Origin of the sequence: Poseidonibacter sp. (genome assembly GCF_041821165.1) — a bacterium.
Classification (GTDB): Bacteria; Campylobacterota; Campylobacteria; order Campylobacterales; family Arcobacteraceae; genus Poseidonibacter.
Map to the genome: position 1 here is coordinate 1 of NZ_JBGUES010000017.1, position 26,002 is coordinate 26,002.

The window sequence follows — 26,002 nt, forward strand, 5'->3', positions numbered from 1 at the left end:
GAGTATTTAGTTTTATGTACAACTTTTTGCTCTTTTTCTTTTAATGTAAAACTAAAGGCATATATATGCAGGGCTAAAACTGCAATAAAACTAAATACTAAAGTTAATATATTCATATTTCATATTATGAAGTTAATAAGTCTTTTAAGCTATTTACAGGGTCTTTTCCATCTAAAACAAGTTTTACCTCATTTGCTATTGGAGTATAGATATTATGCTCTTGTGATAAGTTAAAAATAGCTTCTGATGTCTTAACACCCTCTGCTACTTCTCCTAATTCTTCAAGTATTATTTCTAAGCTTTTATTTGAAGCAAGTCCTAGTCCAACACGATAGTTTCTACTCATAGTAGAACTAGCTGTTAAAAATAAATCACCTGCTCCACTTAATCCTAAAAAAGAGGATTTTTTTGCACCAAAGTGTTTACCAAATCTGTGCATTTCTACTAATCCTCTTGAAATTAAAGAAGCTTGTGCATTTTTTCCTAAGTTTAAACCTTCACAAATTCCACTTGCAATTGCAAGTACATTTTTATATGCTCCTGCAACTTCTGCACCAATTACATCAGAGCTATAATATGTTTTAATAAACTTTGGGAAAAATGGTTTAAATTCATTATATAGTTTTTTTGATCTTGAGTTTAGAACTAATGCACAAGGTAGTCCTTGTATTACTTCTGCTGCAAAAGATGGTCCAGAAATAAAAGCAATATTTTTATCTTCAACATATTCTGAATAAATTTCATTTAGAAACTCACCACTAGATGCTTCAATTCCTTTTGATGCAACTAATATTTTTTGATTTTTATTTACAAAATTGTTTTTTAACCATAATCTTATTTCTTGTGCAGGAATTGCAATAACTAGATATTCACAATTAAGTGCAGTTTGTAAATCTGTAAAATTTTTAATATCTCGTGGAGTTCTTGAAGTAATTAAAGTTTCTTGATTTTGAGAAAGTGCAAAGTGAAGAGCTTGACCCCATTTTCCAGCACCAATTACTGCAATTGAAGATTTTGTATTATTCATAATTGTTCCTTGAAAGAAAAGAATCTATAAAAATAGATTCTTTTTGTTTTATGCTAGTCTTTCTTTAAGTAAGTCATTTACTTTAGCAGGGTTTGCACTACCTTTTGAAGCTTTCATAGTTTGACCTACAAAGAATCCAAATAGTTTATCTTTTCCTGATTTATATTGCTCTACTTTATCTTGATTTGCTGCAAGAATTCCATCAATGATATCTAAGATTGCACTATCATCAGATACTTGTTTTAATCCCAGTTCATCAATTACTGCATCTACTGCTGTTTGAGGTTTTTGCATTAAGAAGTCTAATACTTCTTTAGCTGCTTTTCCTGAAATTGTTCCATCTTCAATTCTTTTTACAACTGTTGCTAATGTTTTAGCTTGAACAGGAGAAGTTTCAATTGTCATACCTTCTGTAAATCTTGATGGTAACTCAACAGTTAGCCATGTAGTAGCATTTTTACCAGAGATTCCCTCATTCATCATTTCATCAAAGAAGTGAGCTGTTTCAAGTGATGCTGTAATAACAGAAGCGTCATACTCTTTAATTCCAAAATCTTTTACATATCTTTCTTTTTTCTCATCTGGAAGTTCAGGAATTTGTGAATATTTTTCCATCATTTCATCAGTAATAATTACAGGTAAAAGGTCAGGATCTGGGAAGTATCTGTAATCAGCAGCATCTTCTTTCCCTCTCATTGATCTAGTTTCACCTTTCTCTGGGTCAAATAGTCTTGTTTCTTGAACGATCTCAGTATCATGAATACCATCTTCCCAAGCTTCAATATGTCTATTTACTTCATAAGCAATTGCTTTTTCAATAAACTTAAATGAGTTCATGTTTTTGATTTCACATCTTGTATTTAGGTTAGTTGCACCTTTTGGTCTAATAGATACATTAACATCGGCTCTAAATGAACCTTCTTGCATATTTGCATCACTTATTCCTAAGTATCTTACAATTGAATGAAGTTTTTTAAGGTATAAAACAGCTTCTTGAGCAGATCTCATATCCGGTTCAGATACGATTTCAAGTAAAGGTGTTCCTGCTCTATTTAAATCAACTTGTGATTCATTTGCAGCATGTTTACTTTTTCCTGCATCGTTTTCTAAGTGAGCTCTTGTAACACCAATTGTTTTTTGACTTCCATCTGGAAAATCAATTGTTAATTCACCAAGTCCAACAACAGGAACTTCAAATTGTGAGATTTGGTATCCATTTGGTAAATCTGGGTAGAAATAATTTTTTCTGTTAAATATAGATTTTTGGTTAATCTCTGATTTTAATGCAGTTCCTAGCATAATTGCTTTATGCACTGCTTCTTTATTTAATACAGGAAGTGCTCCTGGTAATCCTAAACAAGTTGGACATACATTTGTATTTGGTTCTTCTCCAAAACTTGTTGCACAAGAACAAAATAGTTTACTATTTGTATTTAATTGTACGTGAACTTCTAATCCTATGATAACTTCAAACATCTATTTCCTTTTATCTTACTATTTTAATATCAGCAGTTAATTTTTCTTTTTCAAAATATTCTTTTAAAAATTTCTTTTCTCTTGTTTCCATAATATCGTTGAATATTTTGCTTTTAACTGTTTCATAATTTAATATACTTTTTCCCTCTTTTTTAATTACAAAAATAGTTGTAAACTCATCATTTATTCTAAAAATTGGAGTAAAACTATTTGCTTTTGTTTCATTTAAAAGATATTGTAATTGAGGATTTAAATTTTCATTTTCTAATATAAAAGCATTTCTTTTAACTTCTTTATTTGCAATTAAAGGGCTTTTAATTGTAGAAACTAAAGATGCTTTTCTTTTTGAAGAGTATTGAACTACACTAAATTTCTCTGCTGTTTGGAATTTATTTTTATTATTATCATAATAAATACTAATATCTTCATCTGTTGCAATTTTTAATTGACCTTTAACTAGTCTTTCAATTAGTTTTTGTCTTGTAATAACTTTTTTTGCATCCTCTTCAAATATAGAATAATCACCATATTTTTGAGTAACAATTGTTTTAAAAGTATAAACATCCATGTTGTTTGAATTTGCTAATTTCTCTGCATAAGTATTTATATCAAAAATATCAACTGAGATACGATTTTTTTTGATTACTTGTTCGTATAAGATTTTATCAACAAGTAAACCTACTGCTTGGTTTTTTGAGATATTTTGTTCTGACATTGTTTTATCTATGTCATAAAGAGTAATTGCTTCATCATTAACAGTTAGTGCAACACCGTTGATCATACTTGCAAAAGATAGACTAGAACATATAAATAGTGATAATAAAAGTTTGTACATTTCAATTCCTTCTTTTATAAAACAGACATTTTACCAAAAAAATGGTAAATATCTGTTTTGACTAAAAAAGATTATGAATTTTTAGATTTTGTACACTTATTTACAAGATAAAAAATTGAATTATAGTCAAGTCCTGATTCTTCACTTAATCCAATTTCACAAGTTTTACTTGTTGAAAATGCTAGTTTTGCACCTTGTGTTTGTGCTTTTAAATTTCTTAATGCTGATTTATTTAATTCAGGGAAATTAAACCCTCTATCACCTGCAAATCCACAACATTTTACATCTGCTGGAATTATTACATTTGTTGAACAAAGTTCTGCTAATGTTTTAAACTTATCCTCAAGACCCATTTTTCTAGAAGAACAAGTTGTATGAATTGTAATAGCTTCATTTATTGCTGTAAATTCTAAATCATTTACTAAATATTTTAAAGTAAATTCAATTGGTTCATTTATTTCTAATTTACTTGTAAAACTTTCCATCATTTTTTTAGTACAAGGACTTGTATCACATAAAATAGGATATTCACCATTATGACTTGCTTTTAATAAAGCTTTCTCTAACTCTTGTGATTTAATACTAGATGCCTCATTAAAACCTTTAGACGACATTGGCATTCCACAACATAAGTTTGGTAAGTTTTCAGGGAAGATTATTTGGTAACCAGCTTTTTGTAATAATTCAACGGTAACATCAAATAACTCTTTTTCTTCATGTGAAACATCACTTAATCCCATTGACCGTGTAATACAAGATGGGAAATAAACCATTTTTTTCTTTAAGTCTTTTTGCTTAAATCTTATATCAATATTTGTTGATTTTGGGAAGTTTTCACTCCATTTTGCAATTTTACCATTTGAAAAACTTCTAAGGCTATTTGTAACACTTTTCATAGAAGGTGTTCCCATAACTTTATGAGCAATATTTGCACTAGCTAATCCAAATCTTACACCTTTTAGAGTTGTTGAGAAGTTATTTGCAACAAATGAAGCAACAGATTTACTAGTATCGCTTAATTGTTCTGCTCTTAAGTGTTTAGTTAAACTTCCTGTATCAATATTTACAGGACAAGCTGATGAACATAAAGAACAAGTAGCACATGTATCTAAACCATCATATTGGTATAAATCTTTATACTCTTTAGCTTCTTTTTCTTCGCCAATACTTTCAAGTCTTGATATTTCTCTATTAATCACAATTCTTTGTCTTGGAGTTAAAGTAATATCATTTGATGGACATGATGGTTCACAGAATCCACATTCAATACATTTATCAACAATAGGGTTTGTTGCAGGCATTGATTTTAAGTTTTTTAAATGTGCTTCATGGTCATCATTAATAATTACACCAGGATTTAATAAACCCTTTGGATCAAATAAATCTTTGATTTTTTTCATCATTACATAAGCATCATGACCCCACTCTACTTCAACAAATGCAGCCATATTTCTACCCGTTCCATGCTCTGCTTTTAAAGAACCTTGATATTTAACTGCAACAGAATTAACAACATCATTCATAAAGTCATCATATTTTTTCACTTCTTTTGGATTTGAAAAGTCTTGTGTAAATACAAAGTGGAAGTTTCCTTCTAATGCATGTCCAAAAATTAAAGCTTCTTTATAATCATGTTTTTTAAATAAGTCTTGTAATTCTAATGTAGCTTCTGCAAGACATTCAATAGGATAAGCAACATCTTCAATGATTACTGTAGTTCCTGTTTCTCTTACTGCTCCAACAGCTGGAAATAAACCTTTTCTAATTTTCCAATAAAGTGTGTACTCTTTTACATCTTTTGTAAAATGAATATCTCTTACAACTTTAAACTCTTCTAATAGTTTTTCTATTTGAGCAGTTTGAATATCAAGCTCTTCATTATTAGCAGCTCTTGTTTCAATTAAAAGTGCTGTTACATTTTCATCAAAATCTTTAATAAACTCAGGCATAGCAGGGTCATTTTCAATACTTGATAAACCTGCTCTATCCATTAGTTCTACAGCATCAACAACAATTTTATTTGCTTCTTTTGCTAATTTTAATTTTGTAACTGCTGAACATGCTTCTTTAATATCTTTGAAGTAAATTAATGAACTTGCTTTATCTTTTAAATCTTCAACTGTATAGTATGTAATTTCTTCAATAAAGGCTAATGTCCCTTCTGAACCAATAATTAAATGCTGTAATATTTCAAACTCATCATCAAAATCAATAAGTGAGTTTAAAGAGTAACCACATGTATTTTTGATTTTATATTTTTTTTGAATTTTTTTATTTAATTCATCATTGTTTTTTGTTTCACTTGCAAACTGTTTTAATTGCTCTAAAAAACTTGCATTAGATAATCTAAATGCATTTTTACTATCTTCATTTCCTGTATCTAGTTTTGTACCATCTGCAAAGATTAATTTCATAGACTTTAATGTTTTATATGAATTTTGAGAAATACCACAACACATACCAGATGCATTATTAGCAGCAATTCCACCAATCATAGCAGCATTTATTGAAGCTGGATCAGGTCCAATTTTCTTAGAGTATTTTGCTAGTAAGTTATTTACTTGAGCACCAGTTAATGCAGGTTGAAGTGAAATAAAACTTTTATCATCAGCAATTTTAAAATCTGTGAATTTTCTTGATGTTACTATTAAAATTGAATCACTAATAGCTTGACCTGATAATGAAGTCCCTGCTGCTCTAAATGTAATACTTAATTCAAGTTCATTTGCTAATTTAATGATGTCTTGAACTTCTTGTGCATTATCAGTTTTAATCACAATTTTTGGAATTAGTCTATAAAAAGATGCATCAGTTCCATAAGCTAATGTATGTAATTTATCAGTGAAAATATTTTCACTAGAAACTTTCTTTGTAATTTGATTGTAAAAATCTTGGTATTTACCTTCTAACATTTTTAATCCTTTAAAGTTTTATATTATATATTTTTTTAAAAAGGATGTCTATCACTCTAGACGTGGTACAGTATAAATTCTTTGTTGAGGATCGTAAATAAAAGCAAACATTCTATCGCTTACTTGATAAATTAGGTTTGAGATTAGTTTGGTAAAAATATGCATATTTTTTCTTTATAAAAAAGTAAAAGGGAGACCCTTTTACTTAAATACTATCATGAAAGACTTGGATTAATTCCAAAGAATTCAGGATAGAATGCAATTAACATTAATACTATAATTTGAATTATAATAAATGGTAACACACCTTTATAAATTTCTATAGTTCTAACAGTTGCTGGAACTACACCTTTTAGATAGAAAAGTGAGAAGCCAAATGGTGGGGTTAAGAATGACGTTTGTAAATTCATTGCAATTAAAATTGCAAACCAAACAGGGTTAATATCTAAGTTCATAGCAATTGGAACTAAAATAGGAACAATAATATATGAAATCTCAACGAAGTCAATAAAGAATCCTAAAATTAAAATCGCAATCATTGTAAAGATAATGAATCCCCATTTCTCATCACCTGGTAAACTTAACATAAAGTGTTCAACTACTTCATCTCCACCTGTGTAAGTAAATACCATTGAGAATGCTGTTGCACCAATTAAAATACCAAATACCATTGATGTGATTTTTACAGATTCTAAAGATGCTTCTTTTACCATAGAAATTGAAAATGATCTATAAACAAATGCTAAAGCAATAGCACCTAAACAACCAACAGCTGATGATTCAGTAGGAGTTGCAACACCCGCAAAAATTGAACCTAATACTAATAAAATTAATGTTAATGAAGGAATAATATCAATTAAAGCTCTTCTTACTTGTTTTGCTTTTGAACCTCTTGAAGGATCAGGTGGAATTGCAGGAGCCATATCTTTTTTAAAGTATGAAACAATAACAATAAATAAAATATATGAACCAACAAGTGCAAGACCAGGCCAGATTGCTGCTTTAAATAAATCACCTACAGGAACTTGGAATACATCACCTAAAATAATTAAAACAATTGAAGGTGGAATAATCTGTCCCAGTGTTCCAGAAGCACAAATAGTTCCTGTTGCTAAAGGAACATTGTATTTATATTTCATCATTACAGGAAGTGAAATAACACCCATTGCAACAACAGAAGCTCCAACAACACCCGTTGATGCTGCTAGAAGTGAACCAACAAGTACAGTTGAAATAGCAACTCCACCTCTAATTTCACCAAATAAGAATCCCATAGATTCTAATAATCTTTCAGCTAAACCAGTTTTTTGTAAAACAATACCCATAAAAATAAACATTGGAACTGCCATTAAAATTGTGTTTTGCATAATTGACATAATTCTAAAAGGCATAAAGTCAAACATTGCTATACCTTCATCAATTCCATCAAGTAAAGCAACATCAATCCCATCATCAAAACCAACTTCAACAATACCTGCGATTAAACCAAATAATACTGATACTGCTGCAAAAGTAAATGCTACTGGAAAACCAAATAATAGCATTAACAGTGCAGCAAAGAACATGATAATACCAATCATTTATCTTCTCCTTTATGTAGATTTTCTTTTGTTTTTTTTACATCATTTAAAATATGTTCTACTTCATCTTTTATTCCATGATTAGGAATAGGATGTAAACCTTTGTAAACATTTAAGTTTTTAATAAAAAAACCAATTGAAGTAATTATTAAAAATAAAAACGATATTGGAATAAGTGATTTTACTAACCATCTATTTGTTAATCCACCTGGATCTCCACTTTGCTCTCCTGATTGGAATGCCTCAACTACATAATCAATTGAACCATAACCAATTAAAATTGCAATAGGTAAAATAAATAAAACTACTCCAACCATATTAATGATTGCTTTTTTCTTTTGGCTTAATGTATCATAGATTAAATCTACTCTTACGTGCCCATCTTCTTTTAATGTATATGAAATACCAAGTAAAATAATTATAGAGAATAAGTGCCACTCCATCTCTTGCATAGCTATACTTCCTGATCTAAAAAAGTATCTCATAACTACATCATAAAATACATTTAGAATCATAAGTACCATTACTATTGCAGTAATATAGCCTATGACATTTGCAAATTTATCAAAACCTTTTTCTAGTTTTAACAGCATAAAAATCCTTTAGAAGTTGTAATAAGTCAGTAAATATAAATAAAGTTTATATATTTAGTAAACCTATTATATTATTATTGTGATAAGTAAATACTAACTCTATTATTTTAGAGTTAGTATTCATTCTTATAAATTGTCTTTTAAGTATAAGTAATCAGACATTTTAGTCCACTCTCTAGCTTTCTTTTGGTAAGCTGCTTGAGAATCTAAAATCTCTTTTAATAATGGTTGACCTTTTGTTTTTTCTTCTAATAAATCAGCATTTGCTTTTCTCATTGCATCCATAACTTCTTTAGGGAAAGTTTTGATTTTAATGTTTGGATAATCAGTTGCGATTTTAGTCCATGCTTCAGAACTCATATGGTAATTTTGAATATACATATCATATGCAGATAATTTCATTGCTGTAACTAAGATTGCTTGTAAATCTTTTGGTAATTTATTAAATTTCTTTTCATTTACTAAGAACTGTAATTCAGTTGCTGGTTCATGCCAACCTGTGTAATAATAAGGTGCGATTTTGTTGAATCCCATCTTGATATCCATTCCAGGGCCAACCCATTCAAGAGCGTCAATAGTACCTCTTTCTAATGATGTATATAATTCACCAGATGCGATATTAGTAACAGTTAATCCTAATTTTGCCATAACTTCACCAGCAAATCCAGGGATTCTCATTTTAAGACCTTTTAAATCATCAAGTGAGTTAATCTCTTTTCTAAACCATCCACCCATTTGATTTCCAGTGTTTCCACCAGGGAATGATAATACTTTATGAGGTGCATAAGCTTTTTTCATTAAGTCCATACCACCACCGTAGTAGAACCATGCATATTGCTCAGGAGTTGTCATACCAAATGGCATAGTTGTAAATGGTAAAGTATTAATATCTTTACCTTTCCAATAATAAGATGCACTATGACCCATGTCATATTGACCACCTTTAACCATATCTAAAATACCAAGTGCTGCTTTATGTTTGTTTGAAGCATCAACTCTAATTTTAAGTCTTCCATCAGACATCTCTTCAACCATTTTTGACATATTTGTAGGTGCATCAAAAAATGGACTTAAAGTTGAACCCCATGTAGTTGCAAGCTTCCACTTGTAAACCTTTTCTTTCGCCATTGCTGAAGTAGCTAATCCAGCAATAAGTGCTGAAGTTACAAGTAATTTTGTAGTTGTTTTTAACATCATCATTCTCTCCTTTGATTTGTTATCTTTCAATTCTAACGACAAAGAATGATAATGATATGATATTTATAGCCCAAAATGTAAAAGTTATGTTGCTTTAAATATATATCCTGTGTCCACAACTGTTTGAATATAATCATGAATAAGTACCTTTCTTAGGCGTCTTATTAGACTTCTTATTGATTCAAGTGAAGCAAAGCTTCCTTCCCAAACATAATTCTCAATTGTTTCATATGATAATACTTGATTTTTCTTTGTTAAAAAAAGATTCATTAGCAATTTTTCTTTTTTTGTAAGTCTATGTTCTTTATCATCAATTATTACAGATGATGATTTATAATCAAAATAGCATTTCTCATCAAAATATATCAATTCATCTTGAATTTTACATAGTTTTTCTATTTTAATTTCTAGTTCATCTATAAAAAATGGTTTTTTTAAAAAGTCATTACATCCAAAATCATAAGATTCTTTTATAATATCAAGTTCAATACTTGCTGAAATTATAATTACTGGAACTTCGGGATAATATTCTCTAATTTTTTTTAATATTTTTATTCCATCTATATTTGGGACATTTATATCTAAAATAAAACAAGAAAAACCATCAGTGATTTTTTCATATGCTGCTAAACCATCTGTACAAGCTTCAACTTGATACCCTTTTAGTTTAAGTCTTTTTGCTATTGTTTGATTTAATTTTTTATTATCTTCTAATAGTAGAACTTTCATTTTTAAACCTTTTTATGAGGCATTTTTATTGTAAAGATAACATGATTATCTTTATTCTTTACACTAATACTACCTCTCATTTTATCTTCAATGATAACTTTTGCCATATATAAACCTATTCCAGTTCCATTTTCTTTAGTTGTAAAATATGGTTCAAATATTGAAGAAATAATTTTTTCATCAATTTCTCCTGCATCATCTATTATCTGTATTGTATTATAATTTAGACATCTTTCTATATTAATATCTATATTACCCTTATCATGTGTATTTTTATTTCTATCAACAATTTTGTTTTTTGCATTATTAATTAAATTTAAAAGAACTTGTTTAAACTCATTTTCATAGCCATAAATTAGTAGTTCTTCATTTTTATTAACATAATTAAATTTCATATTTATATTTGAATAAAAGATTTGTTTACCAATAATCTCATTTATTTCATTTAATGCTTTTGAAATTGAAAAAAGCATTTTTTTAGTTGATGGTTTTAAGAAGTTTCTAAAATCACTTAGAGTTCTTGACATGTATTTTATTTGAATCATAGAGTCTTTTACAAAATCTTTTACTTCAATGTCTTTTAACTCTTTTAGTAAATAAGATGTTTGTATATCTTGTACTTGTGCTGATAATTCAACCAAAGGTTCATTCCACTGGTGTGCAATAGCAGCAACCATATCACCCATTTCTGCTAGTTTACTTTGTTGTATTAAAAATTGTTTTTGTTGTACTCTTTCTGTAATATCATCCATAATACAAACAATACCACCAACACTTCCATCTGAGTTTTTATAAACAGCTTTATTTAAAATAATATGTTTCATATTATTTGAGCTTGTATAAAATGTGAATTCTGATGTACTAGTTGAAAATGTTTCTAAAAGTTCTTTATCAATACCCGTATTTTTCGTAGCAACTTCCACTGGGAAAAAATCAAAAACTGTTTTTCCAATGATTTCATTTCTACTTTTATTTACAAGTGATGCAAAACTTAAGTTACATCCTAAAAATTTACCATCCGTATTCTTATAATAAATTGGATTTGGAATAGTATCTAATAAAACTTTATCAAACTCTAGTCTATTTGATAATGCAAGTTCAACTTTTTTTCTACTAATTATATTTGCTCTTAAAACTAAAACTATAATACTTAAAATCATAATTATACAAATTGATATAACAAAATATTTTGTATAATCTCTATAAATTGAACTTGGTTCATTTATTACAATATAATCATCTAAATACTTTGAGATATCTATATCAAATCTATTTAATTCATTGTAATCAAAAATATAATTATTTGGAGATTTTTCTAAAATCGGAATATCAGATATTTTTGTTCCATTTAATACTTTAATGGCCATATCAGAAACGGCTTCGCCTTGACCTATTGCCGAAGTTAAAAGTCCACCAACAATTCCATAATTAATATAAAAATCCCATAGGCCATAAATTGGTGCATTACTTGATTCTCTAATTTGTTTAAAACTTTCTTTATATGTAAAATACTTTCCTGTTGTATCTTTAAATAATAATACAAATAATACAACACTGCCTTTTTCTAATTTAGAAACTTTTTCTTTTATTTCATCAATATCTAAATTATCAATATATTCTATATCAAACTTGTTTTCATATTTATCTATTATTGGTTCTAAATTCTTTTTTACAGCATAACCTGTTTTTGATTTATCATTTATAATTAAAAGCTTTTTTAAGTTTGGATGTATTTGATGTATTAATTCAAAATTCTTTTCTAAATCAACTTGTTCAACAACACCTGTTGTATATTTACTCATATTATTTTGTTCTAGAATTTCTTTATTAAAGTTGTTTATACCACAAAAAAGTACGGGTAAATCTTTAAATAAATAATCATGATTTTTTATTGTAAATTCAAATGCATTATTATCACTAGCAATAATTAAATCAAATTTTCTGTCTTGAAATTGTTCTTTATAAAGATGTGCAAGGTTATCTATATATTTAGGATTAGAAACTCTTTTTGTATCCATATATACTGTTGTTAATTCAATGTTTTTTGTAGGTGCAAACTTTTTTTCAATAGTTTTAGAAATATCATCACTCCAAATATATCCTTTATGATATGAGTGAAGTAATAATACCTCTTTTATATTTTGTGCTTGTAAAAATGCAAAAAAAAGTAAGCTAAATAGTAGTATCTTTTTCATTTATAATCCTCTATTTAGCTATTATATCAAGATTTAGTAAAAATTACATACCCTGATTTAGGCCCATGAGCCCCAATAACTAATGATTGTTCAATATCAGCAGTTTTTGAAGGACCTGAAATAAATACTCCATATCCTGCATTTTCAAAATTTATTTTTTCATAAGCTTCATGCATATTATTTATAATATCTTTTTCATCAATTACAATTACAATATTTTGTGCAATAAAATATAATGATCTATGTTTATTATCTGGATTTTTCATCCAAATTGCTCCATTTTCTGCTACTGCAAAATTACCTTTTACAATTGCTAAATCAATATCTCTTAATTTATGCGCATCATCTTGAGCATTTGCATCAAAATTTCCAAGAGTACAATCTTCTACATTTGATGCTATATTTTTTTCATCTTTATATAGTTCTAAAATTGTTTTATCAAGATCTTTTTTATCAACTACTAAAGCTTTCCCACCAACACTTTCAATCATTGTTGAGAATCTTTCAAACTTATTTTCAAATGTAATTCCAAAGTTTTCATAAGAAGGTAAATCTACATCTATTACTACATTATTATCTTTAATATTTTGTAAAATCTTTTCTTTACTAGTCATCTAAGTCTCCTTGTTCAAACATCTCTTTAAAACTTTTTTCTGCCATTTTTGGCATATCTCTTTGTTTCCCCCAAACATTTGCTTTATTATAAACAATAGAATCTGGAAGTTTTGGCACAATTTTTCTAGCCATTTTTCCTGCAAAGTCAAATAATTTTGGTTTAGTCATTAACCATGCTGTGATTTTCATTGCTTTTTTCTTTGTAGGATCAATTAAATTCATTTCAGATAAATCTTGTCTTCTTGCATAAAGTTGAGAATCTAAATCAATTTTTACAGGACATACATTTGTACATGAACCACATAAAGTACAAGCAAATGGTAAAGAACTATGTTTTTCTGGTTCTTTTACTGAACCTAAAATTGAACCAATTGGTCCTGGAATAACGTATTCATATGAGTGACCACCTGATCTTCTGTATACTGGACAAGTATTCATACAAGCACCACATCTAATACAGTTTAATGCTTTTTTATATTTATCAGATGCTAAAAATTCACTTCTTTTATTATCAACAATAATAATATGCATCTCTCCACCATCAATAGGACCATGGAAATGTGAAGTATATGAAGTTATTGGTTGACCTGTTGCACTTCTTGCTAATAATCTTGTAAATACAGATAAATCTTCTAATCTTGGGATTATTTTTTCAATCCCCATAGAGGCAATATGTAATTTTGGAACAGATGCTCCCATATCAGCATTTCCTTCATTTGTACAAACAACAACTCCACCTGTTTGAGCAATCGCAAAGTTAACACCTGTCATTCCAGCTTGTGCTGTAAGAAAATCTTCTCTAAGTGAGTGTCTAGCTGCTCTTGTTAAATATGTAGGATCATCATTACCTTTTTCAGTGCCTAAATATTTATGAAATGTATCAGATACATCCATTTTTTTAAGGTGAATTGCTGGTAATACAATATGTGATGGTGGTTCATTTCTTAATTGAACAATTCTTTCACCTAAATCTGTATCAATTACTTCTATTCCTCTTTCTTCTAAAAAAGGATTTAAATGACACTCTTCTGTTAACATTGATTTAGATTTAACTAATTTTTTAACATTTCTTTCACTTAATAATTTATAAGCAATTTCATTATGTTCTTTAGCATCACTTGCAAAATGAACTGTAATTCCTTTTGCATTTGCATTTTTTTCAAACTCTAATAGATATTTATCAAGATTTGCCATTGTATGAGTTTTGATTTGATTAGCATATTCTCTTAATTTTTCCCACTCAGGAATTGATTTAGAAGCTAAATCTCTTTTTTCACGCACAAACCATAAAGCTTGGTCATGCCAGTGCATTCTCTCATCATTTGCTACAAACTTTTTAGCATTTTCTGGGTGTGTACTCATAGTTCTTCTCCTAAAAGTATTTGAACGATATGTTTTACTTTTACTGGATGATTATTTCTATTAATAATCCCATCCATATGCATTAAACATGACATATCTGCACCTGTAATTACTTGGGCATGTGAATCTAAATGGTCTTTGATTCTACCTTTTCCCATTGCAATTGATACATCTTCTTCTGCAACAGAAAAAGTTCCACCAAATCCACAACATTCATCTTCTCTTTTTAATGTTACTAGTTCAATACCATTAACTTTTTCTAAAAGATTTTTTAATTTTGAGTTATAAGGAATATTAAGTTCACTTGCAGTTGCTAGTTTTAAAACTCTATGTCCGTGACATGAATTATGTAAACCTACTTTATATGGAAAAGATGTATTGAAATTTAAATTTTCAAGTTTAATAACATCATGTAAGAATTCACATACTTCATAAATTGAAGCTTTTACTTTATTATAATCTTTATCATTATCAAAAAATGGTGCATAATGCTCTTTTACCATAGATACACATGAACCACTTGGTGCAACAATATAATCATAGTCTTTAAAAATTTTAACAAATTGTTTTGCTAGAGTTTCAACATCTTTTGAACATCCTGAATTAGCCATTGGTTGTCCACAACATGTTTGATTTAAAGGATAATCAATATCCAGACCTTGTTGTTTTAATATTTTGTAAGTTGACTTACAAATATCTGGATATAGTTCATTCATAAAGCATGGAATAAATAAACCTATTTTCATATAAACTCCTTATATTAGTTAAGTTATTTTATACTTTGTGTATGAAATATGTATGATATTTTATTTCTTTAAATATATGCTAATATCATTTTGTAAATAATTATCTTTTACCTTGATTTCTTTAGTTAGTGTTTTACAATATTGTAATACTTGACTTACTGTAACATTATTAAATGAATCACTTTTTAAAAAATTAAATATAAAAGCATTAGTTGATGCATTAAAACAATTTTGTATAAAAGTAAATACTTCATCTTTATTAAGAATATTCATAGCCCCACTACAAATATAATAATCACCTATTGGTAAGTCATCTTCTAAAATATTTTTTACATAAAAATTTGTACCAATAAATCTTTTTGAAGCCTTGTTTATCATAATCTCTTCACAATCAATACCAATATATTTTTTGGGTTTTTGATCATTATCAAATAAATAATTATAATATTCTGCAAAACCACAACCTGCATCAACTATAATACTGTTTGATAAATCCTCTTCTATAAAACTTGTTAGAACTTCAAACCTTTTGTACTGTGAATATTCAGAGTTCCAATGTACACCTTTTGCGCTTATGCCAAATCTATCTACTACATTTTTATAAAATTTATGATTGTTTTCTTGTGCCAATTATTTAGTCTTTTTATTTAATTATTTTACTTGTTCTATTAATACTTTATTATCTTTAATAAATTTAGAAATAATTTCAGAATTAGTATGCTCATATGCTTTTTCATAAACAATTCTTGTTATACCACTTGCAATTACATTTTTTGAACATTCACTACATGGTTCAAGTGTAACATATATTGTTCCACCTTCAATAGATATACCTTTTCTTGCTGCCCAAATAATTGCATTCATTTCAGCATGAATTTCATAAGTTTTTGACCATTCATGATGATCTTTTGTATATTCTCCATCCCAATGGTCTCTACAATTTGTAAATCCAGCAGGAGTTCCGTTGTACCCTGTTGAAAGAATTCTTCCGTCTTTTACAATAACAGCACCTACTTGTTTTGATACACATTTTGATGCACTAGCAATCTCTTTTGCTATATTTATAAAGTTTTTATCGTTTAACATACTTATCCTAATAGGTTTTTTTGATTATAGCCAATTGATTGTTTAATTTTTTTGAAAATCCAGCCTTCAAACTTAAAGTATGCTTTAAAATGATAATAAAAATAAAAGTTTCATCAAACTTGTGCTAATATCTAAAAAAAAATTGACTAAACGAAAAAGGCTAGATATGGATTTTAAAGAAATCAAAGAATTAATAAGAATATTTGACAAAAGTGAATTAAATAAATTAAAAGTTAAAGATGGAGAATTTGAGATATCTATGCAAACTGGTTTTGAAGGTGGAACAGTTGTAACTACTGCTGCTGCACCAGTTGCATCTGCTCCTGCACCAGCTGCACCAGTTGCAGTAAGTACTGCAACAGAAACTGCTGCACCAGCTGCTGTAACTGGAGATACAATTGAATCACCAATGGTTGGTACTTATTATGCATCACCATCACCAGAAGCACCTGCATTTGTAAAAGCTGGAGATACAGTTAAGAAAGGTCAAACTCTTTGTATTTTAGAAGCAATGAAAATTATGAATGAAGTTGAAGCTGAATATGATTGTAAAATTTTAGAAATTTTAGTTCAAGATGGTTCTCCTGTAGAATATGATATGCCATTATTTGTTATTGAAAAAATATAGTAGTATATTGATATGGCAGAAATTAAAAAAATATTAATTGCTAATAGAGGTGAAATAGTTCAAAGAGCTATTCGAACTATTAGAGAAATGGGAAAAAAGTCTGTTGCTGTTTATAGTGCTGGGGATAAAAATGCTTCATATTTAAAACATGCTGATGAAGCTGTATGTATTGGTGGAGTTAAATCTTCTGAATCATACTTAAATATTCCTGCATTAATTACTGCTGCTGAAATGACAGGTTGTGATGCAATCTTTCCAGGATATGGGTTTTTATCTGAAAACCAAGATTTTGTAGAAATTTGTAGATTACACAATATTAAATTTATCGGTCCTTCTGTTGAAGTAATGGAAAAAATGGCTGATAAATCTAAAGCTAAAGAAGAGATGGTAAGAGCAGGTGTTCCTGTTGTTCCTGGTTCTGATGGAGCTGTTCATACACTAGAGGAAGGTAGAAGAGTTGCTGCTGAAATTGGTTACCCAATTATGGCAAAAGCTTCTGCTGGTGGTGGTGGAAGAGGAATGAGACTTATTAATGATGAGGATCATTTTGATCAGTTATTTATGGCTGCATCTTCTGAAGCATTAGCCGCATTTGGTGATGGTACTATGTACTTAGAAAGATTTATTAATAACCCAAGACATATTGAAGTTCAAGTTATTGGAGATTCTCATGGAAACGCTATTCATATAGGTGAAAGAGATTGTTCATTACAAAGAAGACATCAAAAAGTTATTGAAGAATCACCTGCAATTTTATTAAATGATGAAACAAGAGCACATTTACATGATGTTGCAGTTAAAGCTACTAAATATTTAAAATATGAAGGTGCTGGTACATTTGAATTCTTAGCTGATGATAAACAAAACATCTATTTCATGGAAATGAATACAAGACTTCAAGTTGAGCATCCAGTTTCTGAAATGGTATCAGGACTTGATATTGTTGAATGGATGATTAAAGTTGCCCAAGGTGAAGAATTACCAAAACAAGAAAAGATTAAATTTAGAGGTCATGCTATTGAAGTAAGAATCACAGCAGAAGATCCAAATTCATTCTTACCAAGTCCAGGAAAAGTAACACAATGGATGGTACCAGGTGGAAGAAACGTAAGAGTTGATTCACATTTATACGCAGGTTACGTTGTACCTCCTTATTATGATTCAATGGTTGGAAAACTAATTGTATGGGGAAGAGATAGAAATAAAGCTATTAACATTATGAAAAGAGCTTTAAATGAGTTTGAAGTAGATGGAATTAGAACTACTATTCCATTCCACAAAAAAATGATGGAAAATGAAGACTTTATCTCAAACAATTATGATACTAAATACTTAGAAAACTACAAAAGTTTAGACGATATCTAAATAAAAGGGCACTTAGCCCTTTTATAAAGCTTAAATTAATCTAAAACTAGCTATAATCCGCGAAATTATACACATTTATATATATACCCATTCTACTTTGATATCATATCAAAGATTCATTTTTGATAAACTAACTTCAACTTTGCAAGACTCGAATTGCGTTTTAATCGTACATTTATGGGAGATAACATCGAACTTATATAACCGTGTGTATTATTTAATTAAATATACTAAGGTAAAAAATGACTTTTAAAGAATTCAATTTCAAAGAGCAATTACAAAAATCAATCGACGATGCTGGTTTTAAAGAACCAAGTCCAATTCAACAAGAAGCGATACCTATCGTTTTATCTGGAAAAGATATGGTTGGACAAGCACACACAGGTACAGGAAAAACAGCAGCATTCGGACTTCCAGTTATTAACATGATGAAAGGTCAAAAAGGCGTAGAAGCTGTAGTTATCGTACCAACAAGAGAACTTGCAATGCAAGTATCTGATGAATTATTTAGATTTGGGAAAAACTTAAACTTTAATACAGCAACTGTATATGGTGGACAATCATACTCTATGCAATTAAGAAATATTGATAGATCTTCTATTATTGTTGCAACTCCAGGAAGATTTTTAGATTTATTAAGAGGTGGAAAAATTAATATTAAACCATCTTATGTAATTTTAGATGAAGCTGATGAAATGTTAGATATGGGATTCTTAGATGATATCAAAGAAATCTTTACATTTATGCCAGATGATAGACAAACTTTATTATTCTCTGCAACTATGCCTCAAGCTATTAAAAATCTTGCAAAAACTATTTTAAAAGAACCAGAATTTGTTACATTAACTAAAAAAGATGTAACTAACTCTAAAATTAAACAAACATTCTATGTTGTTGATGAAAGAGAAAGAGATGATGCTTTAATTAGATTATACGATTTCAAAAACCCTACTAAATCTATTATTTTCTGTAGAACAAAAAAAGAAGTTGATAGATTATCTACTTTCTTAGTTTCTCAAGGATTTATGGCAAAAGGTCTTCATGGTGATATGGAGCAAAGACAAAGAGAAGAAGTAATTAGAGCGTTTAAATCATCTAAATTAGAAATTTTAATTGCTACTGATGTTGCAGCTAGAGGATTAGATGTAAATGACGTATCTCACGTATTTAACTACCATTTACCATTTGATCCAGAATCTTATGTTCACAGAATTGGTAGAACAGGAAGAGCTGGAAAAGAAGGTGTTGCTGTTTCTATTGTAACTCCTCATGAGTTTAGAATGTTACAAAAAATTGAAAAAAATATTGGTACAAAATTAGAATCTAAAATTGTTCCTAATATTGATTCAGTTAAAGAGAAAAAAGTAACTGCATTAAAAGAAGAAATCAAAGCTCAAGAAATTAAAAACTATGCTTTAGAATTAGTTGAAGATTTAAAAGAAGATTTTGATATTTCTACAATTGCATTTAAATTAGCTTCAATGTTAACTGCTTCTACTCATGTTCAAGGAACAAACACTATTGGTAAATCTGAAAGTGATATCCAAAGACTAATCGAAAACGCTCAAAGAGGTGGAGGTGATGACAGAGGTGGTCGAGGTGGAAACAGAGGTGGTCGAGGTGGCTACCGAGGTGGAAACAGAGGCGGTTCTAGAGGTTCTGACTCAAGAGGTGGAAGATCTGGTGGTGGAAGATCAGATGGTAGATCATCTGGTGGAAGATCTGACGGTCGTTCATCTGGTGGAAGATCAGATGGTAGATCTGGTGGTGGAGAAAGAAATAGAAGAAGAGACTAATCTCTTCTTTTATTTATAATATTTTTTCAAAGCTTTCTTCGCTTTTTTGTAGGCAGCTTTGGAATCTCTTCCAAATCCTCTAAAAACTCCATCTTTATTAAAAAATTCTATAATCTCTAATTTCCCTTTTGTTTTTATATAAATCACTCTAAATACATCAAATTCAGTTTTAATCTTTTCTATACTTGGAAAATCATTCTTAGTTAATATTGTAATACTCATAGTAATCCTTTTAATTATTTAACTATATTTTATAGATATTATATATAAAAAGCATCAAATTGTCAATTTTAATAAGTAAAATAATTTATTAATAATTTGTAAATTTTAAAATTTAGCTGTCATAAAATATAGATATGTTTCATATAATAAGTACTTAAGCTATAATTGTTTTAAGCTTAATTAAAGATTTAGTAAGTATTTATCTATTAAAATACTATTTAAATTAAACTACAAAATGGTTACAAAAAGGGTTACTTTTGGATATTAAAACTATAGACAGCTTGGATAAGGCTACGGAGAAAACAATGCCAGGTTTTGCAAAGCTTTCTCTTGCTCTATTATTTGTTGTGATTGTATTTCTATGGTCATACACTTCTCACGGAGATGTACCTAATAATTCATTTCTAATTATAGGTGCAGTTTTTGGTGCATATATGGCTATGAATATTGGTGCAAATGATGTTGCAAATAATGTAGGTCCTGCTGTTGGCGCAAAAGCAATGACACTAATGTGGGCAATTATTGTTGCTGCTATATTTGAAGCACTAGGAGCATTCATCGCTGGTGGAGATGTTGTTAAGACAATTAAAAAAGGTATTATTGATCCTGCTTTAATTTCAGACCCTCAAATATTTATCTGGGCAATGACTGCTGCTTTATTATCAGCTGCATTATGGCTTAACTTTGCTACTTCAGTTGGTGCACCTGTTTCAACTACGCACTCTATTGTTGGTGGAGTTATGGGAGCTGGTATTGCTGCTGCTGGTTTTGCAATTGTTTCATGGGATACAATGGGAAAAATTGCTGCTTCATGGGTAATATCACCCGTACTTGGTGGTATAATTGCTGCTGGATTCCTTTATTTAATAAAGACCAAGATTGTCTATAAAAAAGATATGATTACTTCTGCAACAATTGTTGTACCCTATTTAATTGCTTTAATGTCTTGGGCATTCTCTACTTATTTAATATTAAAAGGTATTAAAAAACTTATAAAACTTGATTTCTATACAGCTGCTGGAATCGGGCTTGTTATTGCTGTTGTTGTTTTTATTGTTGTTAAACCTTTAATTGCAAAAGCTGCAAAAAAACTTGATAATAATAGAGTTAGTGTAAATACTTTATTCACAATTCCACTTATCTTCGCTGCTGCTCTTCTTTCTTTTGCTCATGGTGCAAATGATGTTGCAAATGCAATTGGGCCATTAGCTGCTATTAATGATGCGATTATGAGTTCAGAGATTTCAAGTAAAGTTGATATTCCATTTTGGGTTATGGCAGTTGGTGCTTTAGGTATTGCTGTTGGTCTTGCTTTATATGGTCCAAAACTTATTAAAACAGTTGGTTCTGAAATTACTGAACTTGATCAAATGAGAGCATTCTCAATTGCTATGGCTGCTGCTATTACTGTAATTATTGCTTCACAATTAGGTTTACCTGTATCTTCAACTCATATTGCTGTTGGTGGTGTATTTGGTGTTGGATTCCTAAGAGAATATTTAGATTCACATGAAACTAGATTTTTACAAGAAGTTAGAAAAAAATTCAAAAAACATAAAAAAGAATTAGACTCTATGACTTCTGAACTTGTAAATTTAGAAAAAATAGAATCAAAATCTAAAAGTAACTATGTAAGAATTGTTGAACTTTATAAAAGTATTGATGAGAAACAAGAAATAGTTAAACAAGAGAAAAAAGACGTAAAAGATGCAAAAAGTGTTAAATATGTAAAAAGAGATGCAGTTAAAAAAATCATTGCTGCATGGATTATTACAGTTCCTGCTGCTGCTATGTTATCAGCTGCAATTTTCTTTATGATTAAAGGAATTATGTCTTAATTTTATAATTATGACTTTTCGTGATTAATTTTTTTGTGATAAACATTAGCTTATAGTATATTATGCTAAAATCACAAAAAATTAATCAGGATATACTATCGAAGCTATACTATCTGTTTTACCAATTTATTTTTTTATTTTAATGGGGTTTACTGCAAAAAAAATCTTTACAGATGAAATTGATGAAAGAACACTTGTTTTAATATCTCTTTATTTTTTCCAACCAATCCTAATATTTTGGGGCTTAACTAAATCTCCAATTGATTATGAATTTATGGCAACCCCTATTATTTATCTTATTATTGTTCTTTTTGTATTAGTTATCTTATTGCTTATAAATAAAATGATATTTAAAGAACGAAAAGACCAATCAATCTATTTAGCTGTTGCATTAGTTGGAAACACTGGAAATTTAGGAATACCTTTAGGTATTGCATTATTTGGAATAGAATCAGTTCCTTATACAAGTATTATTAATATTGCAAATATCTTCTTCATTTATATTTTTTCTGTATATTTCTTCGCAAGGGAAAACTTTTCACTAAAAGATGCACTTTTCTCAATCCTAAAAATACCTGGAATTTGGTTTGCATTTTTAGCACTTTTAGTAAATTATAATGGTATTGAAATAGGTAAAAATATTTATTCAGCTTTAGAAATGGGCGCATATACTTCTATGGTAATACAATTATTAATATTTGGAATGTATTTATCAAAGGTAAAAATTAAAAATATGTCATGGTATGCACCCTTACATATTAGTTTTGTAAAACATATTTTTTTACCATTTATAGGACTGTTTTTTATTTTAAATTTTACAGATTTAAATGTAATGATAGCATCAATTTTAATTATGGAATTAATGGTTCCACTTGCAGTAAATAATGTAAATCTTGCAGCTTTATACAATTGTAAACCATATGAAGTAACAGCTTCTATTTTAGTATCTTCAACTCTTTTTGTTTTTTTATTATATTTTTATATTCAAATTATTGAATATTTTATTAAGTAGGTATTTATGTGTGGAATTATAGGAACAAATTTTTTATCAAATGACTTTAAAAGATCACTTGAATTTTTAAATAATAGAGGTCCTGATTATCAAAACAGTATTAAGATAGATAATAATCAATTTGGTCATACAAGACTTGCAATTGTTGATTTAAATGAAGAGGCGAATCAGCCTATGATATTTGATGATATATTAATTGTATTTAATGGCGAAATTTATAATTACAAAGAATTAATTATTGATGAAGAGTTAGTTTGTAAAACGGCATCTGATACAGAAGTAATTATTAGATTGTATCAAAAGTATAAATATGATTTTTTAAATAAAATAAATGGAATGTTCTCTTTTTGTATTTATGATATAAAAATGAATAGATATTTTTGTGCAAGAGATAGATATGGAAAAAAACCATTTTTTTACTATTTCAAAAATAATAGATTTATCTTTTCATCATCAATAAAATCTATCCTAAATTTATTGCCTAAAAAACCAAATCTAAATAAAGTTGCACTTGCTAAATATATGCAGTATTTTGTTTCTTATGGTGAAGATACTTTTTATCAAGATATTCTAAAATTAGAAGCTGCAACGTATATGGTTTATGAACCAGATAAATCAAATGACTTAATAAAAAAAAGATTTTATAAAATAAATACCTATAAAAAAATTCATAGTGAAGAGTTAGCACTTAAAGATATTGAAGAAATTTTATTTAAAAGTGTTGAATCTAGATTAACAGGTGATGTTGAAGTTGCTTCACTTTTAAGTGGTGGAATTGATAGCTCACTAATTTCAGCTTTATATTCAAAGATATCAGGAAAGAAAATAAACACTTTTTCTGTTGGATATGATGAATATAAGAACTATTGTGAGCTTGAATATGCCCAAATTACGGCAAATCACATCAATTCAAACCACAATCCTGTCATAATTGGCCGTAAAGACTATATTGAACACTTTGAAGATACTTTAGATGCTCTTGAGGAACCTCATGGAGATAGCGCAGCTATTCCTTTAAACATTTTGACTAAAAAAATCCATCAAAGTGGAATTAAAACAGTTTTATCAGGTGAAGGTAGTGATGAAATATTTTTAGGTTATGATAATTATGCAAAATTTTTAAAATATTATGAGTTTGAAAAAACTTTATCAAATGGTCAAAATGAGTTTTTAAATACAATTATTTCTGCCTTACAAAATAATACTAAAGAGAGTGAGTACCTAAGACGAATAGTTAAGAAACAAACTTTATATAATTCATTTGGTGAAATCTATACAGATATTCAAAGAAAAAAACTTTTTAATAAAGTACCAACTTATAAAAGTGAAAAACCAAAAAATGATCCAGTTGATTGGATGAGTTATATAGATTTAAAAATTTGGTTAGGAGAATCTTTATTATCTAAAGTTGATAGAATCTCAATGAGAAATTCACTTGAAGTAAGAACACCATTTTTAGATTATAATTTAGTTAATTATTTATTTTCTGTTGATTCAAATATTAAAGTTGGTAATACAAATAAATATTTATTAAAGAAAATTGCATTAAAATATATTCCAAAGCAAATTATTAATAGAACAAAAAAGGGATTTAACTCTCCTTTTAATGAATGGTTAAATGAAGAGTATGGAAACTCAATAATTGAAGTTATTCTAGAAGTGAATAATGAAACAAATTTATTTAACAATGAGTATATTTTACATATATACGAATTAGCAAAAAATAGAAAATTTAAGCAACATTTATACTCATTATATATATTTTCTTTATGGTTTAAAAAAGAGTATCTTTCTTAAGATAAATCATTGTAAAATCATCAAAAATATAAATATATTATAAGTATAAATAAGAGGAAACAATGACAGTTTTAATTCCAGTAGACTCAGATAATAGAGATGAATGTATAATAGCTTCAATTGAAGAAAATAAATCGTGGGCATTTATTACTTTAGAGGAAGGTAAAATATCAAATATAGATTTTGTTAATAGACGTGAAGATATTATAGAATGGATTGATGCCGTTGTTGTTATAAATGATCAAGAATATGTTTGGCCTTTTATGGATGAAGGTATTATTGCATTAGTTGCTCCTACGCAAAAAAGTATTGATGAAATTGTTGAAGCATTTTTATTTAAAGATCTTCATGACTTTTCTATTTAAAAAAGATGAAATTTACAAAAAAAGACTTAAAAGTTTTAAATAAGATTATTATCTCAAGACGTGATGTTAGAGGTAATAACTTTATTCCTAAAAAAATTTCTAAAAAGAAATTAAACTGTATTTTAGACTCTGCACTAAATGCACCTTCTGTTGGTTACTCTCAACCATGGCGATTTGTAATCGTTAATCAAGAAAAAAAAGATTTAGTTTACAATCACTTTTCAAAAGTTTATGACAAAAGTAAAGAGTTATTTAAAGATAAGCCTTTATATAAAAATTTAAAGCTTGAAGGTATAAAAGAATCAGATATTAATATTGCTGTTTATTATAAGAAAAGCAAAAAAAATGTTTTAGGACAAACATATATGAAAAGAGCTGGGGAGTATTCAGTTGTTTGTGCAATATTAAATATGTGGTTAACAGCACGTGCTTTAAATATTGGTATGGGTTGGGTATCTATTTTAAAACCAAAAGAGATAAATAAAATTTTTGATATAAATAAAAAAGATTATAAATTTATAGCTTACTTATGTTTTGGTTATACAAAAGAATTTTATGATGAACCTGAACTAAAAAAACTTGGATGGAAAAAGAAAAAGAAAAAAAACAATCTTATATTAAACAAG

The 26,002-nt window shown here is 28.3% G+C and carries 23 protein-coding genes; 8 read left to right on the plus strand and 15 right to left on the minus strand.

Going from position 1 to position 26,002, the window contains the following annotated elements; genetic code table 11:
- Positions 1-124 precede the first annotated feature (124 nt).
- The 14 genes from ACERKK_RS02895 to ACERKK_RS02960 all read right to left on the minus strand — a co-directional run bounded on the left by ACERKK_RS02895 (position 125) and on the right by ACERKK_RS02960 (position 16,353).
- A complete protein-coding gene (locus ACERKK_RS02895; protein ID WP_373771575.1) occupies positions 125-1,027 on the minus strand; it encodes an NAD(P)H-dependent glycerol-3-phosphate dehydrogenase in 903 nt (300 codons plus the stop codon).
- Between the two features lie 48 nt (positions 1,028-1,075).
- On the minus strand, positions 1,076-2,503 hold the full coding sequence (gatB, locus tag ACERKK_RS02900) for an Asp-tRNA(Asn)/Glu-tRNA(Gln) amidotransferase subunit GatB (RefSeq protein WP_373771576.1): 1,428 nt from the start codon (positions 2,501-2,503) through the stop codon (positions 1,076-1,078).
- A 10-nt stretch (positions 2,504-2,513) separates the two neighbouring features.
- A complete protein-coding gene (locus ACERKK_RS02905) occupies positions 2,514-3,338 on the minus strand; it encodes a peptidyl-prolyl cis-trans isomerase (protein ID WP_373771577.1) in 825 nt (274 codons plus the stop codon).
- Positions 3,339-3,409: 71 nt separating this feature from the next.
- Positions 3,410-6,250 carry an FAD-binding and (Fe-S)-binding domain-containing protein gene (locus tag ACERKK_RS02910; protein ID WP_373771578.1) on the minus strand — a complete coding sequence of 947 codons (2,841 nt, stop codon included), beginning with the start codon at positions 6,248-6,250 and terminating at the stop codon, positions 3,410-3,412.
- 215 nt (positions 6,251-6,465) lie between these two features.
- Positions 6,466-7,830 carry a TRAP transporter large permease subunit gene (locus ACERKK_RS02915; RefSeq protein ID WP_373771579.1) on the minus strand — a complete coding sequence of 455 codons (1,365 nt, stop codon included), beginning with the start codon at positions 7,828-7,830 and terminating at the stop codon, positions 6,466-6,468.
- Positions 7,827-8,423 carry a TRAP transporter small permease subunit gene (locus ACERKK_RS02920; protein ID WP_373771580.1) on the minus strand — a complete coding sequence of 199 codons (597 nt, stop codon included), beginning with the start codon at positions 8,421-8,423 and terminating at the stop codon, positions 7,827-7,829. The genes ACERKK_RS02915 and ACERKK_RS02920 overlap by 4 nt, the downstream gene beginning before the upstream one ends.
- A gap of 126 nt (positions 8,424-8,549) precedes the next feature.
- Positions 8,550-9,617, minus strand: a complete 1,068-nt coding sequence (locus ACERKK_RS02925; RefSeq protein WP_373771595.1) for a TRAP transporter substrate-binding protein — start codon at positions 9,615-9,617, stop codon at positions 8,550-8,552.
- Between the two features lie 87 nt (positions 9,618-9,704).
- Positions 9,705-10,349: a response regulator transcription factor gene (locus tag ACERKK_RS02930; RefSeq protein ID WP_373771581.1), complete on the minus strand. Its 645-nt coding sequence runs from the start codon at positions 10,347-10,349 to the stop codon at positions 9,705-9,707.
- Positions 10,350-10,351: 2 nt separating this feature from the next.
- Positions 10,352-12,544, minus strand: a complete 2,193-nt coding sequence (locus ACERKK_RS02935; protein ID WP_373771582.1) for an ABC transporter substrate binding protein — start codon at positions 12,542-12,544, stop codon at positions 10,352-10,354.
- A gap of 26 nt (positions 12,545-12,570) precedes the next feature.
- Positions 12,571-13,158: a lactate utilization protein C gene (locus ACERKK_RS02940; protein WP_373771583.1), complete on the minus strand. Its 588-nt coding sequence runs from the start codon at positions 13,156-13,158 to the stop codon at positions 12,571-12,573.
- A complete protein-coding gene (locus ACERKK_RS02945) occupies positions 13,151-14,521 on the minus strand; it encodes a lactate utilization protein B (protein WP_373771584.1) in 1,371 nt (456 codons plus the stop codon). Before ACERKK_RS02945 ends, ACERKK_RS02940 begins: the two co-directional genes overlap by 8 nt.
- The gene (locus tag ACERKK_RS02950; protein WP_373771585.1) at positions 14,518-15,267 is read right to left on the minus strand and encodes a (Fe-S)-binding protein; all 750 of its coding nucleotides are present in this window, start codon (positions 15,265-15,267) and stop codon (positions 14,518-14,520) included. The genes ACERKK_RS02945 and ACERKK_RS02950 overlap by 4 nt, the downstream gene beginning before the upstream one ends.
- 60 nt (positions 15,268-15,327) lie before the next feature.
- Entirely contained in the window at positions 15,328-15,897 is a 570-nt protein-coding gene (locus ACERKK_RS02955) for a class I SAM-dependent methyltransferase (RefSeq protein WP_373771586.1), read from the minus strand.
- Between the two features lie 21 nt (positions 15,898-15,918).
- On the minus strand, positions 15,919-16,353 hold the full coding sequence (locus ACERKK_RS02960) for a cytidine/deoxycytidylate deaminase family protein (RefSeq protein WP_373771587.1): 435 nt from the start codon (positions 16,351-16,353) through the stop codon (positions 15,919-15,921).
- 166 nt (positions 16,354-16,519) lie between these two features.
- Here ACERKK_RS02960 and accB point away from each other — a divergent pair, with 166 nt between their 5' ends.
- From accB to ACERKK_RS02975, 3 genes are all read left to right on the plus strand, one after another.
- Positions 16,520-16,981: an acetyl-CoA carboxylase biotin carboxyl carrier protein gene (accB, locus tag ACERKK_RS02965; RefSeq protein ID WP_373771588.1), complete on the plus strand. Its 462-nt coding sequence runs from the start codon at positions 16,520-16,522 to the stop codon at positions 16,979-16,981.
- A gap of 12 nt (positions 16,982-16,993) precedes the next feature.
- Positions 16,994-18,346, plus strand: coding sequence for an acetyl-CoA carboxylase biotin carboxylase subunit (locus tag ACERKK_RS02970; RefSeq protein WP_373771589.1), 1,353 nt, complete (start codon positions 16,994-16,996; stop codon positions 18,344-18,346).
- A gap of 242 nt (positions 18,347-18,588) precedes the next feature.
- On the plus strand, positions 18,589-20,142 hold the full coding sequence (locus tag ACERKK_RS02975; RefSeq protein WP_373771590.1) for a DEAD/DEAH box helicase: 1,554 nt from the start codon (positions 18,589-18,591) through the stop codon (positions 20,140-20,142).
- 9 nt (positions 20,143-20,151) lie between these two features.
- On the opposite strand, the gene ACERKK_RS02980 is transcribed toward ACERKK_RS02975, so the two are convergent.
- Complete coding sequence (locus ACERKK_RS02980) at positions 20,152-20,364, minus strand: hypothetical protein (protein WP_373771591.1); 213 nt, start codon at positions 20,362-20,364, stop codon at positions 20,152-20,154.
- A gap of 305 nt (positions 20,365-20,669) precedes the next feature.
- On the opposite strand from ACERKK_RS02980, the gene ACERKK_RS02985 reads away from it, so the two are divergent.
- The 5 genes from ACERKK_RS02985 to bluB form a co-directional block, all read left to right on the plus strand.
- The gene (locus ACERKK_RS02985) at positions 20,670-22,202 is read left to right on the plus strand and encodes an inorganic phosphate transporter (protein WP_373771596.1); all 1,533 of its coding nucleotides are present in this window, start codon (positions 20,670-20,672) and stop codon (positions 22,200-22,202) included.
- 106 nt (positions 22,203-22,308) lie between these two features.
- Positions 22,309-23,214, plus strand: a complete 906-nt coding sequence (locus tag ACERKK_RS02990; RefSeq protein ID WP_373771597.1) for an AEC family transporter — start codon at positions 22,309-22,311, stop codon at positions 23,212-23,214.
- 6 nt (positions 23,215-23,220) lie between these two features.
- On the plus strand, positions 23,221-25,011 hold the full coding sequence (asnB, locus tag ACERKK_RS02995; protein ID WP_373771592.1) for an asparagine synthase (glutamine-hydrolyzing): 1,791 nt from the start codon (positions 23,221-23,223) through the stop codon (positions 25,009-25,011).
- A gap of 62 nt (positions 25,012-25,073) precedes the next feature.
- A complete protein-coding gene (locus ACERKK_RS03000; protein ID WP_373771593.1) occupies positions 25,074-25,376 on the plus strand; it encodes a hypothetical protein in 303 nt (100 codons plus the stop codon).
- Between the two features lie 5 nt (positions 25,377-25,381).
- The coding region (gene bluB / locus ACERKK_RS03005; protein WP_373771594.1) for a 5,6-dimethylbenzimidazole synthase at positions 25,382-26,002 on the plus strand (621 nt) is incomplete at its 3' end.

Excerpts from the sequence above, each read along its gene's own strand:
- ACERKK_RS02895 (WP_373771575.1), bottom strand. The coding sequence starts at position 1,027 with ATGAATAATACAAAATCTTCAATTGCAGTAATTGGTGCTGGAAAATGG.
- gatB (WP_373771576.1), bottom strand. The coding sequence starts at position 2,503 with ATGTTTGAAGTTATCATAGGATTAGAAGTTCACGTACAATTAAATACA.
- ACERKK_RS02905 (WP_373771577.1), bottom strand. The coding sequence starts at position 3,338 with ATGTACAAACTTTTATTATCACTATTTATATGTTCTAGTCTATCTTTT.
- ACERKK_RS02910 (WP_373771578.1), bottom strand. The coding sequence starts at position 6,250 with ATGTTAGAAGGTAAATACCAAGATTTTTACAATCAAATTACAAAGAAA.
- ACERKK_RS02915 (WP_373771579.1), bottom strand. The coding sequence starts at position 7,830 with ATGATTGGTATTATCATGTTCTTTGCTGCACTGTTAATGCTATTATTT.
- ACERKK_RS02920 (WP_373771580.1), bottom strand. The coding sequence starts at position 8,423 with ATGCTGTTAAAACTAGAAAAAGGTTTTGATAAATTTGCAAATGTCATA.
- ACERKK_RS02925 (WP_373771595.1), bottom strand. The coding sequence starts at position 9,617 with ATGTTAAAAACAACTACAAAATTACTTGTAACTTCAGCACTTATTGCT.
- ACERKK_RS02930 (WP_373771581.1), bottom strand. The coding sequence starts at position 10,349 with ATGAAAGTTCTACTATTAGAAGATAATAAAAAATTAAATCAAACAATA.
- ACERKK_RS02935 (WP_373771582.1), bottom strand. The coding sequence starts at position 12,544 with ATGAAAAAGATACTACTATTTAGCTTACTTTTTTTTGCATTTTTACAA.
- ACERKK_RS02940 (WP_373771583.1), bottom strand. The coding sequence starts at position 13,158 with ATGACTAGTAAAGAAAAGATTTTACAAAATATTAAAGATAATAATGTA.
- ACERKK_RS02945 (WP_373771584.1), bottom strand. The coding sequence starts at position 14,521 with ATGAGTACACACCCAGAAAATGCTAAAAAGTTTGTAGCAAATGATGAG.
- ACERKK_RS02950 (WP_373771585.1), bottom strand. The coding sequence starts at position 15,267 with ATGAAAATAGGTTTATTTATTCCATGCTTTATGAATGAACTATATCCA.
- ACERKK_RS02960 (WP_373771587.1), bottom strand. The coding sequence starts at position 16,353 with ATGTTAAACGATAAAAACTTTATAAATATAGCAAAAGAGATTGCTAGT.
- accB (WP_373771588.1), top strand. The coding sequence starts at position 16,520 with ATGGATTTTAAAGAAATCAAAGAATTAATAAGAATATTTGACAAAAGT.
- ACERKK_RS02970 (WP_373771589.1), top strand. The coding sequence starts at position 16,994 with ATGGCAGAAATTAAAAAAATATTAATTGCTAATAGAGGTGAAATAGTT.
- ACERKK_RS02975 (WP_373771590.1), top strand. The coding sequence starts at position 18,589 with ATGACTTTTAAAGAATTCAATTTCAAAGAGCAATTACAAAAATCAATC.
- ACERKK_RS02980 (WP_373771591.1), bottom strand. The coding sequence starts at position 20,364 with ATGAGTATTACAATATTAACTAAGAATGATTTTCCAAGTATAGAAAAG.
- ACERKK_RS02985 (WP_373771596.1), top strand. The coding sequence starts at position 20,670 with ATGCCAGGTTTTGCAAAGCTTTCTCTTGCTCTATTATTTGTTGTGATT.
- asnB (WP_373771592.1), top strand. The coding sequence starts at position 23,221 with ATGTGTGGAATTATAGGAACAAATTTTTTATCAAATGACTTTAAAAGA.
- ACERKK_RS03000 (WP_373771593.1), top strand. The coding sequence starts at position 25,074 with ATGACAGTTTTAATTCCAGTAGACTCAGATAATAGAGATGAATGTATA.